The following is a 15,949-nucleotide window of genomic DNA, read 5'->3' as shown; positions in this document are numbered from 1 at the left end:
GCCTAGTCGAGCCGGTATGGTGCCGACATGGCCACCATGGACTCCGCGAGCGCCGTCCTTGCCGAATTGCCCGAAGTCACCGAAAGCGTTCGGTACGGGAATCCCGCCTGGGGCATCAGCAAGCACGTGTTCGCGTGGGTACGACCGTTCAGCAAGGCCGACCTGAAACGATTCGGCGACGAGACCCCGCCCGCCGGACCGATCCTGGCCGTCAGGACTGCCGACCTGCACGAGAAGGAAGCCATCCTCGCCGCACATCCGCGCTCGTGCTTCACGATCCCGCACTTCGACGGGTTCTCTGCCGTTCTGATCGACGTCGACAACGCCGAGGACGACGAACTGCGCGAACTCCTCGTCAACGGGTGGCTGGTGTACGCACCCGCAGACGTCGCCGAGGCGTTCCTGGCCGGAGGGTGATCAGACCGGCTTGCGCAGCGCCGCCATGAACATCGCGTCGGTACCGTGCCGATGCGGCCACAGTTGCACCGACGGGCCGTCACCCAGTTGCGGTACTCCCGGCACGAGCGCGCGGGTGTCGAGCTGTTCGACGCCGTACCGGCGTACGGCGTCTGCAACGACGGCCGCTGTCTCGGACAGATGCGGCGAGCACGTCGAGTACAGCACCACCCCGCCGGGCCGGACCAGATCGATCGCTGCCGCCAGCAATTCCTTCTGCAGGGTGACCAATGCCGCCACGTCGGACGGTTGCCGACGCCACCGCGCTTCGGGGCGACGACGCAGCGCTCCGAGACCGGTGCACGGCGCGTCGACGAGCACGCGGTCGTAACCCGCGTCGAGTCCGGACTCGCGGCCGTCGACGATGTGCACCGTCACCGGTAGGTCCTTGGTGGTCTTGGACACGAGGTCGGCGCGGTGCGGGGTCGGTTCGACGGCGTCGACCCGTGCGCCGTCGATCTCCGCCAGGGCACCGAGCAGGGCGGCCTTGCCGCCCGGACCGGCGCACAGGTCCAACCATCGGCCACCGTCGTCGCCGAGCAACGGTGCCAACGTCAGCGCGCGGCCGACGAGCTGACTGCCCTCGTCCTGGACTCCGGCCAGTCCGTCCCGGACAGCATCGAGCTTGCCGGGGTCGCCGCCGTCGAGGTGCACCGCGTACGGCGAATAGGGACCTTCCTCTCCCCCGGTGATCAGCGCCAATTCTTCGGCGGAAATCTCTCCCGGTCGCGCGACGAGGTGGACCGAGGGACGCGCGTCGTCCGCCTCGAGGACCGCGGCGAGTTCGCCGGCATCGGCTCCGAGCGCATCGGCGAAGGCCTGCGCAATCCACTTGGGATGGGCGTATTCGAATGCCAGGTGACCGACCGGATCCGCCGTCGTCGCCGGTGCCAGCTCGTCGACCCACTGCGCTGCGGTTCGCTCGGACACTCGTCGCAGCACGGCGTTGACGAAACCTGCCTTGCCGGAACCGAATTCGGAGCGGGCGAGATCCACCGACGTGGCGACGGCTGCGTGCGGGGCAACCCGGGTGCGCAGCAGCTGATAAGCCCCGAGCCGAAGGATGTCGAGCAGTGGTCCGTCTATCTCTGCGGCAGGCCGCCCGGCCGCGTGTGCGATCACGGCGTCGAGCACACCCCGAGCGCGTGATGCGCCGTAGGCGAGTTCGGTGGCCAGCGCGGCATCGCGAGAATCCAACTTGCGCTCGCGGAGCAACCCGGGCAGCACCAGGTTCGCGTAAGCATCGCGCTCACGCACCGCTTTGAGCACGTCTCTGGCCGCACGCCGTGCCGGATCGATCGCGTCGACCGCACGGGGTCCGGTGCCCTGCGGCGGCCGGTTCCCTTTGGGCCCACGTGCCCCCGGTGACTTCTTGACGTACTTGCGGGGCTGGCTCGACTCGCGCTTACGAGGCCTGTCGGGCTCTGTCATCGTGCCACCGCCGTATCGTCCAGCCGAGCGCCGCGCGCCCAGTCGAGTGCCCTCATGACCTTCTTGCCCTGAGGTTGAATATCACCGAGAACGACTGCGCCGGTTCCGGTTCCGATGTGTACACCGGTCTTGCGTACGTCGATCGTTCCCGGCTCCAACGTGTCCGGCGACAGCTGAACAGGAGCGATCTTGACGCGGAGATCCCCGATGGTCGTCCACGCGCCCGGGGCCGGTGTGACGGATCTGATGTGTCGGTCGACGAATGCCGCGGATCTCGTCCAGTCGATGCGCGCGGCATCGACTGTCACTTTGCTCGCGTAGGACACACCGTCCTCGGATTGCGGTAGCGCTGCCGCCGTTCCGTCCTCGATCGCGTCCAACGTCGCGGCGAGCAAGTGGGCTCCGCTCGACGCCAGACGCCCGAGCAGATCACCCGTGGTGTCGGAATCCCGAATCCGTTCGGTGGTGACACCGAGTACCGGACCGGTGTCCATCCCGACGTCGAGAAGGAACGTCGATGCGCCTGTGACGTCCTCGCCCGCGGCGATCGCGGCCTGTACCGGTGCCGCGCCACGCCACGCGGGCAACAGTGAGAAGTGCAAATTGATCCAGCCGTACCGAGGTATGTCGAGTACCTGTTGCGGCAACAACGCGCCGTACGCAACGACCGGGCACACGTCGGGGGCGAGGTCGGTCAGCGCCGCCACGAACTCCGGGTCCGACGGCCTCGCGGGAGTGAGCACCGGGATGCCGTGCTCGTCCGCCAACACTCCGACGGGCGAGCGCACGGTCTTGCGTCCACGGCCGGCTGCGGCATCGGGCCGGGTGACCACGGCGATCACCTCGTGCCGTTCGGACTCCACCAGTCGCGCGAGTGACGGGACCGCAGGTTCCGGTGTTCCGGCGAAGACGACGCGCACTGAAGGCAACTCCCTGGGATGGACGAAACGATGTCGGTTGTCCATCCTAGGGAGTCACGGCAGCGTGCGACGATTCCGCACCGACGATCACGTCGCGTCGGTGCTGTCGGAACTGTCGGAAGCGTCCTCTGCGAGGATGCGATACAGCGATCGGCGTGCCTCGATGAGCACCTCGGCTGCCTGGTCGACCTGACGCACGGTTCCGACTCCGGCCACCTGACCGGCCGCTCCCATCAATTGTCCGATCAGTGCCCGAAGATCACGCGCATCGATGCCGACGGAATCGGCTACGTCGTCCCAAGGACTGCCGAGATCTGCTCGATGGTCGTCGACATGACGCCTGCCCTCGGCCGTCAGTGCTGCCGTCTTCCGGCCGGCCACCTTGTCGATCAGCACCAAGCCCTCGTCTTCGAGCTGCGACAGGGCCGGGTATATCGATCCCGGACTCGGCTTCCAGGTTCCGTTGCTCTTCTCGGCGATCTGCTGGATGAGTTCGTAACCGTGCATCGGCCGGTCCTCGAGCAGCAGGAGGATCGCAGCGCGGACATCGCCACGTCGGCCCCGACCGCCTCGGCCCCGACCACGACCGAAGTCGGCATTCGGCCCGAAACCGCCGGCCCCGACACCACCGGGCCACATACCGTCACGCCCCCGCCCGACAGGAGCTCCCCGACGTCTGCCGTGTTCTCCGTGACCTCTCCTTCCCCGACCTCTCTCGTGTCGTTCTCCGCCGTCTGGTTCTCCGTCTTCTGCCGGGCCGTGCTCATCGTCCTGCGCAACCCACATCTGGAACGGCGCGCCGCGTCGGCGCGGGTCTCCGTGCCGATTGCCTGCGAGTCCCATCCGGGGACCTCCGCGGCGTCCGAATTCGTGTGCAAAGCCTTCGAATGCGTAGTTCATCTCGTTCTCCTTCGTATCGATTGAACAAGTCGACGATATATCGGCAATACAACTTTGACAAGTCCCTGAGGTTGCCTCTCTATCTGGACGACGGGAACGCAACAGGACAGAGAAAGCCCATCACCCGATCCGAATGGGATCGATCTGAATCCGTACGCCCGCGCCGAGCTTCTTGGCGCTTCGGGACGCCTGCGCAGTCGACAGCGCTCGCGCCAGCGCTGCTCCGGTGCTTCGCGGAACCCGGATCAGGAGCCGCTGCACGTCTCCGGACAACCCGTCCTCGCCGCTACCCGCAGGTGCGCGTTGACCGTCCGGGAGATCGACGGGACCCAGTACCTCGACCGTCTCGGGTAGATCTGCACTGTCGACCAACGCTGTTATCGCGTCGGTGGTCCCGTCGATCGCCGCCACGTGAACGGCCGGTGGAAACCGAACCTCGACTCGTTCGTCCAGCTGACTGCGCGCGTGCCACAGCGGATCCCAGCGCACCAGGGCCTGGACGGTGGGGATCTCGGACTCGGCCACCACGACCACACGTCCCCCAGCCGCCCCGGGCCGAACCATCGACGCAGCCGTCATCCAGCGGCGCAGTGTCTCTTCTGCCGCACGCAGATCCGCCCGGCCCAGCAGCGCCCAACCGTCGAGCAGCAGCGCGGCGCCGTATCCGCCGTCCACGGTCGGCTCGGCACCGACGGTCGACACCACGAGCGAACCACCGGGGCGCACGGTATCGAGGACGGTGGCCCCACCGGAGTTGTGTATCGGCACGCCAGGGAAGGCGCGGCCGAGCTCCTCGGCCGTGCGTCCCGCTCCGATCACCACGGCGCGCAGGTTGCGCGACCCGCAGACCGTGCAGCGGTGTGCGGCATCGGCGATTCCGCACCAGGAACACGTCGGGCTGCCCGCGCCGTCGCTGCCCGGAGCCGAGGGCAGGGCGAGCGGACCGTTGCAGCGTCGACACCGAGCCGGATGGCGGCACTTCGCACACGCCAGCGACGGAACATAACCGGCGCGTGGAACCTGAACCAGCACAGGGGTATCCGCTTTCAGCGCCGCACGTGCGGCCTCGAAAGCGATCGCCGGTAGCCGCGCGACCCGGGCTGCCGGATCCCGAGCGAGCGCGTGGTCCGAGTCGGCCAGCGCGACCACGTGAGGTTGCCGTTCACGCACCAGCTCACGTGGGGCGACCAGGTCGTGGGCCCAGCCGGAATCGACGAGAGCCTCGGCCTCGGCCGTCCGGGAATGTCCGCCGACGACGACCGCGGCTCCCGACACGTGCGCGCGGAGCAACGCCACCTCACGTGCATGCGGATACGGTGAGCGTGGTTCGGCGAAACTGTCGTCGCCGTCGTCCCAGATCACGATCAGGCCGAGGTTCGACACGGGCGCGAACACCGCACTGCGTGTGCCCACCACGACAACGGGGCCCGACCTCAGACAGCGCAACCATTGCCGGTACCGCTTGGCCGGTCCCAAACCGGCCGACAGCGCCACCACACGGTCGGCCCCGACTGCCGCAGCGCACGCGCCCTCCAGACGATCGAGATCCCGTTGGTCGGGCACCACGACCACTGCGGACCGTCCGCTCCCCACTGTGACGGCAGCCAATTCGGCCAATCGAGCGGGCCACACCTCGCCGGGTAGGGCCTGCCACACCGCACGCGGAACACGGTGCTCGCCAAGGGCATCGAGGAAATTGGAGCCATGGGTATACGCCGCCCAGCCCGTGCGATCGACGACCGGCTCTGCTGCCTCGTCGACGACCGGAGGGGGCTCTGCCTCGACCCGTGCGTGGCGAGCCGGAACCGCCAGACGCAGCACATCCGCTCGCGTTCCTGCGTAGCGATCGGCCACCGCCGACACCAACTCGGCGATCTCGGGAGTCAGTACGCGCTCGGCGGACACGACCCGGTCGAGCCAGCCGAGACGACCGGGATGGTCGGTCTCGGCCAGCCTGGCGAGTACGAACCCGTCGACGAGCCGGCCGGCAAAACGAACGCGTACCCGCACACCGGGCTGGGCATCGTCGCTGGCGTCCTCGGGAACGAGGTAATCGAACTCGCGGTCGAGGTGCGGCAGCGGAAGCATCGGAAGAATGCGCGCGATCGGCAGATCGGCTGCCGCTACCGGCGTCACACCAGCCACCGCACCTCCTTCTCGATCGTCACCCCACACTCGTCGTGGGAGCACCGAGCCGGTGCGAACAGGGTACGTGCGGCAGCATCGCTGCCGGAGTGGAGGGACCTACAGGCCTGCCGCGTCCCGGAGCTTGTCGGCGCGATCGGTGGATTCCCACGGAAGATCGATGTCGGTACGTCCGAAGTGACCGTACGCGGCCGTCTGCGCGTAGATCGGGCGCAGCAGGTCGAGGTCGCGGATGATCGCACCGGGACGGAGGTCGAAGACCTCGCTGATCGCCGCCTGAATACGCGCGGGATCGGTCTTCTCGGTGCCGAACGTCTCGACGAACAGACCGACCGGTGCTGCCTTGCCGATCGCATAGGCCACCTGCACCTCGATGCGGTCGGCCAGACCGGCTGCGACCGCATTCTTGGCGACCCACCTCATCGCGTATGCGGCGCTGCGGTCGACCTTCGACGGGTCCTTGCCCGAGAATGCTCCGCCGCCGTGCCGAGCCATGCCGCCGTACGTGTCGACGATGATCTTTCGGCCGGTCAGACCGGCGTCTCCCATCGGACCACCGAGCACGAACTTTCCGGTGGGATTGACCAGCAACCGGACGTTCGAGGTGTCGAGAGTCGGTACGTCCAGCTCTGCGAGTACCGAGCCCAGGACCTTCTCGCGGATGTCGGGAGTGAGCAGGTTGTCGAGGTCGATGTCTGCTGCATGCTGGGTCGAGATCACGACGGTATCGAGACGAACGGCGTCGTCCCCGTCGTACTCGATCGTGACCTGAGTCTTGCCGTCCGGACGCAGATACGGCAGCACACCGCTCTTGCGAACCTCGGTCAGTCTCCGAGACAGCCTGTGTGCCAACGCAATCGGCAGCGGCATGAACTCGGGTGTATCGGTGTTGGCGTAGCCGAACATCAATCCTTGGTCGCCGGCACCCTGACGGTCGATCTCGTCGTCGGACAATCCCTCGACGCGGGCCTCGTGCGAATGGTCGACGCCCTGCGCGATCTCGGGTGACTGCGCGCCGATGGCGACGTTCACACCACAGGAGTTTCCGTCGAATCCCTTGGCGGACGAGTCGTACCCGATTTCGAGCACCTTCTCGCGCACGATCTTCGGGATGTCCGCGTAGGCGGTGGTGTTCACCTCACCTGCGACGTGGACCTGGCCCGTGGTGACGAGCGTCTCCACCGCCACTCGGGCTCGCGGATCCTCGGTGAGAAGAGCGTCGAGGATGGAATCGCTGATGGCGTCACAGATCTTGTCTGGATGACCTTCTGTAACGGACTCGCTGGTGAAAAGCCGACTACCGGACTTGCTCACGGACTTCCTCTCGACGCATGTTCTTGCCCGACCCGACGGATGATGCCGGCCGAGCACTCCACGAAAATTGATGTTCCCTCGGTGTTATCGCCCCTGTGGGAGCCACGCAAACCTTTACGGCGCTGTCGCCCTGGTACCCAGAACGCTAGCTGCTACGACATCGATCGTGCACCCTCGACATCAGCGGGTGTCCGAAGTGGGCGGCGTATCGCGGGAACGAAGCATCTGGGCGACCGAATCCAACACCCTGCTGGCGAGCAGAGCTTTCGAGCCCTCCCCCAGCGCGGCCTCGGAGCCGTCGGATCCCAACAACCAGCCGTCGTTGTGGTCGACCTCGAAGGCCTTGCCGTCACCCACCGCATTGACGACGAGCAGATCGCAGCCTTTGCGTTCGAGCTTGGCTCGCGCGTAGGTGAGCACGTCACCGTCGGCGTCGCCCGTCTCGGCGGCGAATCCGACGATCACCGTCGACGATCGGACGTCTCCGCTGTGCCGAGCCGACACGAGACCGGCGAGGATGTCGTCGTTGCGGACCAGAGGAATCGACGACGGTTCGTTCGAGCCCTTCTTGATCTTGCTGCTCGCGATGGACTCGGGTCTGAAGTCGGCGACCGCAGCCGCCATCACCACTGCGTCGACGTCGGTCGCATGCGAGCGCACCGCGTCCTGCATATCGGACGCGGTCTTCACGTGGACCACATCGACCGCCGCGGGTGCCTCGAGGTCGCTGGTGTAGCCGGCGATCAAGGTCACGTGGGCACCGCGCTGGGCTGCGACTCGAGCCAACGCGTACCCCTGCTTGCCGGAACTCCGATTCCCCAGAAAACGAACGGGATCAAGGGGTTCCCGCGTACCACCGGCCGAGATCAGTATTCGCCGTCCCTCGAGATCGCGCGGCATCGCGTCCGCACGTTCGGTCAGCAGCATGGCGAGAGCGAAGATCTCCTCGGGCTCGGGCAGTCGGCCCGAACCGGTGTCGCGTCCGGTCAACCGGCCGGACGCAGGCTCGATCACCTGGGTACCGCGCGATCGGAGCGTAGTGACGTTCGCGACGGTGGCCGGGTGTTCCCACATCTCCGTGTGCATGGCCGGGGCCAACACGACGGGGCACCGAGCGGTCAGCAACGTCGCGGTGAGCAGATCGTCCGCCCGCCCGCCCGCAATTCGAGCCATCAGGTCCGCGGTGGCCGGCGCGACGACGACGAGATCCGCTTCCTGCCCCAGCCGGACGTGCGGCACTTCGGGCACATCGGCGAACACGCCGGTGTGCACCGGCTGGCCGGACAATGCCTCGAATGTTGCGCGGCCTACGAATTCGAGCGCCGACGCAGTCGGAATCACTCGAACCTGATGGCCGTTCTCGGTGAATTTTCGAATGAGCGCACAACTCTTGTAGGCGGCGATACCGCCGCCTACTCCGACGACCACATGCACGTCAGGTGTCCCCTGTCGGGTTCTTATTCGCCTTCGGTGTGCTCGAGGAGGTCGGCGTGGATCTCGCGAAGCGCGATGGACAGCGGCTTTTCCTGCAGACCGGGCTCGACCAGCGGTCCCACGTATTCGAGGATGCCGTCACCGAGCTGGTTGTAGTAGTCGTTGATCTGGCGTGCGCGCTTGGCTGCGTAGATGACGAGCGCGTACTTGGACGAGGTGCGCGCAAGCAATTCGTCGATGGGTGGATTGGTGATGCCGAGCGGCGTGTCGTAGGCCGGCAGAGCGCTGCGTCCGTCGAAGTCGGAAACGGCCGCTGAAGTGCTGCTCACTGATGATCTCCTGAAATTGCATCGTTGGTGCTACGAACTAGCTGGTCGGGGCCTCATGCGCCGTGAAAATGGTCAGCTGTTGCCGACCGACGACCTACCGACCAACAAGGATACCAACTGTTCGCACGAATGGTCGACATCGGTATTGACAACGACCGTGTCGAACTCGTCCTGCGCCGCCAATTCCACTCTCGCCGTTTCCAATCGTCGCTCGGTGGCGGCGCTCTCCTCCGTCGCTCGACCGACCAGACGAGAGACCAGGTCTTCCCACGTGGGCGGTGCCATGAACACCAGCAGAGCTTCCGGCTTGGACACCCGAACGGCGCGGGCACCGGCCAGATCGAGCTCGAGCAGCACCGGGCTGCCGGCCTCCAAGGCCGCGTCCACTGCGGCGGCAGGTGTTCCCGATCGCTGCAGGCCGCCGTGGATACTCGCCCACTCCAACAGCTCACCGTCGGCGATCATCCGGTCGAACTCCTCGGACGACACGAAGTGGTAGTCCTGACCGTCCACCTCGCCAGGCCGCGGCGATCGCGTCGTGACCGACACACTGAAGACCAGCTCCGGTAGCGCCGCGCGCACGAGCCGAACGACACTGGACTTGCCGACGCCGGAAGGGCCGGACAGCACCACCAACCGGCCCCGCTTCTTCTCCGGCACGGACGTCGCCGCAGTGTCACTCACCGTCGTCAGGCCTCGAAATCGAACTTCGTCAACAGCGCTTTGCGCTGCCGATCCCCGAGTCCGCGCAGTCGACGAGTGGGCGCGATCTCCAACTCCGTCATCAGCTCCGCGGCCTTGACCTTGCCCACCTTCGGCAACGCCTCGAGCAATGCGGATACCTTCATCTTGCCGAGAATCTCGTCCGTCTCGGCGTCCTTGAGAACCTGCTTGAGGTCGGTGCCGCCGCGCTTGAGGCGCTCCTTGAGCTCGGCGCGAGCCTTGCGGGCGATAGCTGCCTTTTCGAGGGCAGCAGCGCGCTGCTCGGGGGTCAACTGGGGAAGGGCCACTGTCGGTTCCTCCGTCTTCTCGTTTCGGGGCGAGCGACCGGTCCGATCAGGATCGGTTCGCCGCTCATCGGTAGGTGCCTGCCGAGGACCATCCGTGCAGGGATTCCCGGTCGATTCGCATTGTCGTCGGCAGCGTTAGCGACCGTACCGACGACGGGCGCTCACCGCTAACCCACCCCCACACGCTCGCCGACGCGACCATGGACTATGCGAGACCCGCTTCGATCTCGTCACGCAACTGCGTCGCCGCCGCACGCAACGCCGTCACCGACGGACCCGCCGCCAGCACACTCCGAGAAGAGTTCGGCAACAGCAGCTCTCGGCAATCACGGAAGATCTCTGCCAGATCGTTCACCGTGGCACCCTGGGCACCCAGGCCGGGCGCGAGCACCGGCCCGCGGTAGCCCGACAGATCGAGGCCGTGATCGCGGGTGGCGCCGACCACCAGGCCGACCGTGTCTGCATCGACACGGTTGCGCGCAGCCGCCGCGTCGACGATCGACTGCGCAACGGACCCACCCGTCGACATCGACGCGTGCTGCAGCGCGGAACCTTCCGGATTCGACGTCCGGGCAAGGACGAACACGCCGCGGTCGTGAGCGACAGCTCGGTCGATTGCCGCACCCAACGAGTCGAACCCCAGGTACGGCGACACCGTGACGGCATCGGACGACAGCGGAGAACCCGGCTCCAGCCACGCCTGCGCGTACGCATCCATCGTCGTTCCGATATCGCCGCGCTTGGCATCGGCGATCACCAACGTGCCTGCGTCCCGCAACACCCCGACAGTGCGCTCGAGAACCGCATAGCCGGCCGAACCGTACGACTCGAAGAACGCCACCTGAGGCTTGACGACAGCCACCTCACCGACGAACGCCTCCACACACAGCTCGGCGAAGACCTCGAGACCGTCCGCCGAGCGCGGCAGGCCCCACGCCTGGAGCAGAGCCGGATGCGGATCGATGCCGACGCACAGCCGACCGCGCGCGGCGACCGCTGCCCGGAGCCGGTCCGACCAACTGTGGTGATGACTCACGGCAGAACCAGGCCTTCCTTCAGACCCGCATGCAGATCCTGCAGGGAACGAACACCGATTCCACCGGCGATGGCTGCCTCGATGCCCTGCACTGCGGCCGACGCACCCTGCACCGTGGTGATGCACGGAATGTTCTGCGCCACAGCGGCACTACGAATCTCGTATCCGTCGACGCGGGGACCGGAGTTGCCGTACGGGGTATTGATGACCATCGCGATGTCGCCGGCCAGAATTCGGTCGACGATCGTCTGCTCACCCTCCGGGACATCCTCGCCCGACTGCTTGTACACCTGCTCGCACTTGATTCCGTTGCGCCGCAACACATCTGCGGTTCCTTCGGTGGCCAGGATGTCGAACCCGAGATCGGCGAGTCGTTTCACCGGGAAGATCAACGACCGCTTGTCCTTGTTCGCCACCGATACGAATACTGCACCGCCGGCGGGCAGCGAACCGTACGCGGCGGTCTGACTCTTGGCGAAGGCAGTGCCGAAATCGAAGTCGATACCCATCACCTCACCGGTGGACTTCATCTCCGGGCTGAGCAGTGTGTCGACGCCGGTTCCGTCCGCGCGGCGGAACCTGTTGAACGGCAACACCGCTTCCTTGACGGCGATGGGCGCACCCGCCGGGACGGTGCCACCGTCTCCGGTCTCCGGCAGGATTCCCGCAGTCCGAAGTTCGGCGATGCTCTCCCCCAACATCACTCGGGCGCAAGCCTTCGCCAGCTGCACGGCCGTCGCCTTGGACACGAACGGCACCGTCCGGCTGGCTCGAGGGTTGGCCTCGAGGACGTACAGAATGTCGTCCTTGAGGGCGTACTGCACGTTCAGCAGGCCCTGGACACCGATTCCCTTCGCGAGGGCTTCGGTCGATCGACGCACGTTCTCCAGGTCGGTCTTGCCGAGCGTGATCGGCGGGAGTGCACATGCGGAGTCGCCGGAGTGGATGCCGGCCTCCTCGATGTGCTCCATGATGCCGCCGATGTACACCTCGGTGCCGTCGCACAGCGCGTCGACGTCGATCTCCACGGCATCTTCCAGGAACCGGTCGACCAGCACCGGTCGGTCGTCCGAGATCTCCGTCGCATTGGAGATGTAGGTCGCCAGGGATGCCTCGTCGTAGACGATCTCCATACCGCGTCCGCCCAGCACGTACGACGGGCGCACCAGCACCGGGTAACCGATTCCTGCGGCGATCTCACGGGCCCCGTCGAACGTCGTCGCGGTGCCGTATTTGGCTGCCGGCAGTCCTGCCGCGTCCAGTACCTTGCCGAACTCTCCGCGGTCCTCGGCGAGGTCGATGGCCTCGGGAGAGGTTCCGACGATGGGTACGCCTGCGGCTTTCAGTCGCTTCGCCAGACCGAGCGGGGTCTGTCCGCCCAGCTGCACGATGACCCCGCGCACCGTTCCCGAGGCGGCCTCGGCCCGGTACACCTCGAGCACGTCCTCGAACGTCAGCGGCTCGAAGTACAGGCGATCGGCGGTGTCGTAGTCGGTGGAGACGGTCTCGGGGTTGCAGTTGACCATGACCGTCTCGTAGCCGGCCTCGGACAGCGTCAGCGCCGCATGCACACAGCTGTAGTCGAATTCGATGCCCTGACCGATGCGGTTGGGACCGGATCCGAGGATCAGGACCTTGGGCCGGTCCGGCTGCGGGGCAACCTCGGTCTCGGCTTCGGGGTCGAGCTCGTAGGTGCCGTAGTGGTACGGGGTCTTGGCCTCGAACTCCGCCGCACAGGTGTCGACAGTCTTGTAGACCGGGTGCACACCGAGCTCGTCGCGCAGCGCCCGCACTCCGTCCTCACCGTCGAGTTCGGGTCGCAGAGCGGCGATCTGGCGATCGGACAGACCGTGGTACTTGGCCTGACGCAGCAGCGCCTCGTCGAATTCGGCCGCCTCGCGAACCTGGACGCCGAGTTCGTGGATCTGCTGGAACTGGTCGAGGAACCACGGGTCGATCTTGGTCGCCTCGAACAGCTGCTCGAGGGTGGCACCGAGAGCGAATGCCTTCTCGATCCCGTACATCCGACCGTCCTGCGGTACGGACAGGTCCTTCAGCAACGCGTCCAGACTTTCTGCCTCGACCTCGGGGCCGGTCCAGTAGCCCGCGCGCTTGGTTTCGAGCGAGCGCATCACCTTGCCGAAGGCCTCGGTGAAGTTGCGGCCGATGGACATCGCCTCGCCGACGGACTTCATCGTCGTGGTCAGTGTGCCGTCGGCACCGGGGAACTTCTCGAACGCGAATCGCGGTGCCTTGACCACCACGTAGTCCAGCGTCGGCTCGAAGCAGGCCGGCGTCTCCTTGGTGATGTCGTTGACGATCTCGTCGAGGGTGTACCCGATGGCCAGCTTGGCGGCCATCTTGGCGATCGGGTAGCCCGTGGCCTTGGACGCCAGAGCCGACGAGCGTGACACTCGCGGGTTCATCTCGATGACGACCAGTCGGCCGTCGGCCGGATCCATCGCGAACTGGATGTTGCAGCCACCGGTGTCGACGCCCACCTCGCGCAGGATGTCGATGGAGAGGTCGCGCATCTTCTGGTACTCGCGGTCGGTCAGCGTCATCGCCGGCGCGACGGTGACCGAGTCACCGGTGTGCACGCCGACGGGATCCACGTTCTCGATGGAACAGACGATGACCACGTTGTCGCGGCCGTCACGCATGAGCTCGAGCTCGTATTCCTTCCAGCCGAGGATGGACTCCTCGATCAGCACGTTGGCCGTCGGGGACGCCGCCAGGCCGCCTCCCGCGATCCGAGTCAGATCCTCGTCGTTGTAGGCCAATCCCGAACCGAGCCCACCCATCGTGAACGACGGCCGGACGACGACCGGGAAACCGAGCTCGGCGACGGTCTCGCGTACCTCGTCCATCGTGTAGCAGACGGCCGACTTGGCGGATTCCCCACCGACCTTGGCGACGATGTCCTTGAACTTCTGTCGGTCCTCGCCGCGCTGGATCGCGTCGAAGTCGGCCCCGATCAGTTCGACGCCGTACTTGGTGAGAATGCCCTGATCGTGCAGAGCGACAGCAGCATTGAGAGCCGTCTGTCCGCCCAGGGTCGCGAGTACGGCCTGGATGGGGTGGCCCTGCTCGGCCTCGCGAGCGAAGATCTTCTCGATGAACTCCGCGGTGATCGGCTCGACGTACGTCGCGTCGGCGAACTCCGGGTCGGTCATGATCGTGGCCGGGTTCGAGTTGACGAGGCTGACCCGTAGGCCTTCCTCACGAAGCACTCGACATGCCTGGGTGCCGGAGTAGTCGAACTCGCAGGCCTGGCCGATGACGATCGGGCCGGATCCGATGACCAGGACGTGGTTCAGGTCTGTGCGGCGTGGCATTACTTCTTCTCCTGAAGGACGCTGGTGAAACGGTCGAAGAGGTAGGCGGCGTCGTGCGGGCCGGCCGCGGCCTCGGGGTGGTACTGCACCGAGAAGGCGCTGCCGCCGATCAGCTCGACGCCCTCGACGGTGCCGTCGTTGGCGCAGGTGTGGCTGATGCGCGCCCGGCCGAAGTCGGTGTCGAACTCCTCGCCTGCTTCGCCTTCGAGTGCGAATCCGTGATTCTGTGCGGTGATCGCGATGCGACCGGTGGTGTGCTCGATCACCGGGATGTTCATGCCGCGGTGGCCGAACTTCATCTTGTACGTGCCGCGACCCAGTGCCCGCCCGAAGATCTGGTTGCCGAAGCAGATGCCGAACAGCGGCAGCTCTCGTTCGAGTACCTGCCTGGTCAGCGCGACACTCGTGTCTGCCGTGGCCGGGTCTCCCGGGCCGTTGGACAGGAACACACCGTCCGGGTTCAGTTCGAGAACCTGCTCGATGCTGGTGTTCGACGGCACCACGTGCACGCGGATACCGCGCTCGGCGAACATCCGTGGAGTATTGGTCTTGATACCGAGATCGACTGCCACGACGGTGAATCGAGCATCGCCGGTCGGTTCGATGGTGTACCCGGCACCGGTGGTCACCTCACCGGCGAGATCGGCACCGAGCATGGACTGCTGACCGACCACCTGCTCGAGCATCTCGTCCGAGGTGCCGAGGGCGTCGCCCGAGAACACTCCCGCTCGCATCGAACCGCGGGTGCGCAGGTGGCGGACGAGGGCGCGCGTGTCGATTCCGGCGATGCCGACGACGTTCTGCGCCTCGAGCTGATCCTGCAGAGTTCCGGTCGAACGCCAACTCGAGGTGCGGCGCGCTGGATCTCGGACGACGTAACCGGCGACCCAGATCTTGTTGGGATCCTGGGCACTGGCCGCCTCGCCGTCCTCCTGATTCCAGCCGGTGTTGCCGATCTGCGGAGCCGTGGCCACCACGATCTGGCGGTGGTAGCTCGGATCGGTCAGCGTCTCCTGGTATCCGGTCATACCGGTGCAGAAGACGGCTTCGCCGAGCGTGCGCCCCTGGGCCCCGAACGCGGTGCCGCGGAACGTCCGGCCGTCCTCCAGAACAAGAACTGCGCTGCTCACGCGGTTTCCTCCTTGGTTTCTCCGGTGAAACCCTCTGTCCACACCGGGTAGATCTGCTTGTCGTCGGCCCTGAAGCCGGTGTCTATTTCGGTCCCCGTCGGCAATTCCCATCGGATGACCAGGAGACCGTCCTTGGTCATGACCTTGCCTGCGAGTCCGCGCTCGGTACGGATCGCCCGGATCGATTCGTTCGGAATCCAGATGGGTGACTCGCCGTCCCGATCGAGGAGGATTCCCTTCTCGTGTCGTGACAGCTCGCCGGTGGCGCGGTGGCCGATGTCGCCCACGGCGATCCGGTCCTGCCAACTCGGCGCAATGGTGCTGCCGACGTAGAGCCCGGTGGCCGGCTGGATTCGGTTGGCACCCAGATCGTCCGGCACGGCCGGGAACTCGCCGATGCGTCCTTCCTGACGCTTCTGACGCCCGCGCCAACCCCAGAAGATCAGCGCGATCATCAGCGCCCAGAACAGGATGAAGCCGATGACGATGAGAACTCTGTCCACGGC

General features: G+C 66.3%; 15 protein-coding genes. 2 read left to right on the top strand and 13 right to left on the bottom strand.

The window, feature by feature from the left end:
• Positions 1 to 27: 27 nt before the first annotated feature.
• On the top strand, positions 28 to 417 hold the full coding sequence (locus CH281_RS13280; RefSeq protein ID WP_032408277.1) for an MmcQ/YjbR family DNA-binding protein: 390 nt from the start codon (positions 28 to 30) through the stop codon (positions 415 to 417).
• On the opposite strand, the gene CH281_RS13275 is transcribed toward CH281_RS13280, so the two are convergent.
• From CH281_RS13275 to CH281_RS27530, 3 genes are all read right to left on the bottom strand, one after another.
• On the bottom strand, positions 418 to 1,887 hold the full coding sequence (locus tag CH281_RS13275; protein WP_032388415.1) for an RsmB/NOP family class I SAM-dependent RNA methyltransferase: 1,470 nt from the start codon (positions 1,885 to 1,887) through the stop codon (positions 418 to 420).
• A complete protein-coding gene (gene fmt / locus CH281_RS13270) occupies positions 1,884 to 2,807 on the bottom strand; it encodes a methionyl-tRNA formyltransferase (RefSeq protein ID WP_032408278.1) in 924 nt (307 codons plus the stop codon). The genes CH281_RS13275 and fmt overlap by 4 nt, the downstream gene beginning before the upstream one ends.
• Before the next feature lie 87 nt (positions 2,808 to 2,894).
• Positions 2,895 to 3,314: a PadR family transcriptional regulator gene (locus CH281_RS27530; protein WP_032365748.1), complete on the bottom strand. Its 420-nt coding sequence runs from the start codon at positions 3,312 to 3,314 to the stop codon at positions 2,895 to 2,897.
• Here CH281_RS27530 and CH281_RS27525 point away from each other — a divergent pair.
• Entirely contained in the window at positions 3,309 to 3,731 is a 423-nt protein-coding gene (locus tag CH281_RS27525) for a hypothetical protein (RefSeq protein ID WP_032408279.1), read from the top strand. The genes CH281_RS27530 and CH281_RS27525 overlap by 6 nt on opposite strands.
• Positions 3,732 to 3,827: 96 nt before the next feature.
• On the opposite strand, the gene CH281_RS13260 is transcribed toward CH281_RS27525, so the two are convergent.
• The 10 genes from CH281_RS13260 to CH281_RS13215 all read right to left on the bottom strand — a co-directional run bounded on the left by CH281_RS13260 (position 3,828) and on the right by CH281_RS13215 (position 15,946).
• A complete protein-coding gene (locus CH281_RS13260; protein WP_174557248.1) occupies positions 3,828 to 5,795 on the bottom strand; it encodes a primosomal protein N' in 1,968 nt (655 codons plus the stop codon).
• 156 nt (positions 5,796 to 5,951) lie between these two features.
• Positions 5,952 to 7,166, bottom strand: a complete 1,215-nt coding sequence (metK, locus tag CH281_RS13255; RefSeq protein WP_032365746.1) for a methionine adenosyltransferase — start codon at positions 7,164 to 7,166, stop codon at positions 5,952 to 5,954.
• A gap of 180 nt (positions 7,167 to 7,346) precedes the next feature.
• Positions 7,347 to 8,600, bottom strand: a complete 1,254-nt coding sequence (gene coaBC, locus CH281_RS13250; RefSeq protein ID WP_094694473.1) for a bifunctional phosphopantothenoylcysteine decarboxylase/phosphopantothenate--cysteine ligase CoaBC — start codon at positions 8,598 to 8,600, stop codon at positions 7,347 to 7,349.
• Between the two features lie 23 nt (positions 8,601 to 8,623).
• Positions 8,624 to 8,929 carry a DNA-directed RNA polymerase subunit omega gene (gene rpoZ, locus CH281_RS13245; protein ID WP_008716576.1) on the bottom strand — a complete coding sequence of 102 codons (306 nt, stop codon included), beginning with the start codon at positions 8,927 to 8,929 and terminating at the stop codon, positions 8,624 to 8,626.
• 72 nt (positions 8,930 to 9,001) lie between these two features.
• Positions 9,002 to 9,613 (bottom strand): guanylate kinase, encoded by a 612-nt coding sequence (gmk, locus tag CH281_RS13240; protein WP_032391446.1) that lies wholly within the window; start codon positions 9,611 to 9,613, stop codon positions 9,002 to 9,004.
• A gap of 5 nt (positions 9,614 to 9,618) precedes the next feature.
• The gene (gene mihF / locus CH281_RS13235; RefSeq protein WP_027496987.1) at positions 9,619 to 9,939 is read right to left on the bottom strand and encodes an integration host factor, actinobacterial type; all 321 of its coding nucleotides are present in this window, start codon (positions 9,937 to 9,939) and stop codon (positions 9,619 to 9,621) included.
• A 205-nt stretch (positions 9,940 to 10,144) separates the two neighbouring features.
• Complete coding sequence (gene pyrF / locus CH281_RS13230) at positions 10,145 to 10,975, bottom strand: orotidine-5'-phosphate decarboxylase (protein WP_032408281.1); 831 nt, start codon at positions 10,973 to 10,975, stop codon at positions 10,145 to 10,147.
• Positions 10,972 to 14,313, bottom strand: a complete 3,342-nt coding sequence (gene carB, locus CH281_RS13225) for a carbamoyl-phosphate synthase large subunit (protein WP_032365742.1) — start codon at positions 14,311 to 14,313, stop codon at positions 10,972 to 10,974. The genes pyrF and carB overlap by 4 nt, the downstream gene beginning before the upstream one ends.
• Complete coding sequence (gene carA, locus CH281_RS13220; protein WP_373453881.1) at positions 14,313 to 15,554, bottom strand: glutamine-hydrolyzing carbamoyl-phosphate synthase small subunit; 1,242 nt, start codon at positions 15,552 to 15,554, stop codon at positions 14,313 to 14,315. Before carA ends, carB begins: the two co-directional genes overlap by 1 nt.
• The gene (locus tag CH281_RS13215; protein ID WP_027496983.1) at positions 15,440 to 15,946 is read right to left on the bottom strand and encodes a PH-like domain-containing protein; all 507 of its coding nucleotides are present in this window, start codon (positions 15,944 to 15,946) and stop codon (positions 15,440 to 15,442) included. The genes carA and CH281_RS13215 overlap by 115 nt, the downstream gene beginning before the upstream one ends.
• Positions 15,947 to 15,949 lie beyond the last annotated feature (3 nt).

It is taken from the genome of Rhodococcus sp. 06-221-2, assembly GCF_002258365.1.
Lineage (GTDB): Bacteria > Actinomycetota > Actinomycetes > Mycobacteriales > Mycobacteriaceae > Rhodococcoides > Rhodococcoides fascians.
This window is presented reverse-complemented; position numbering and strand designations above follow the sequence as displayed.

What these genes read in the sequence shown, in the direction of transcription:
- CH281_RS13280 (WP_032408277.1), top strand. Translation starts at nt 28, where the DNA reads ATGGCCACCATGGACTCCGCGAGCGCCGTCCTTGCCGAATTGCCCGAA.
- CH281_RS13275 (WP_032388415.1), bottom strand. Translation starts at nt 1,887, where the DNA reads ATGACAGAGCCCGACAGGCCTCGTAAGCGCGAGTCGAGCCAGCCCCGC.
- CH281_RS27530 (WP_032365748.1), bottom strand. Translation starts at nt 3,314, where the DNA reads ATGCACGGTTACGAACTCATCCAGCAGATCGCCGAGAAGAGCAACGGA.
- CH281_RS13260 (WP_174557248.1), bottom strand. Translation starts at nt 5,795, where the DNA reads ATGCTTCCGCTGCCGCACCTCGACCGCGAGTTCGATTACCTCGTTCCC.
- carB (WP_032365742.1), bottom strand. Translation starts at nt 14,313, where the DNA reads ATGCCACGCCGCACAGACCTGAACCACGTCCTGGTCATCGGATCCGGC.
- carA (WP_373453881.1), bottom strand. Translation starts at nt 15,554, where the DNA reads ATGGGAATTGCCGACGGGGACCGAAATAGACACCGGCTTCAGGGCCGA.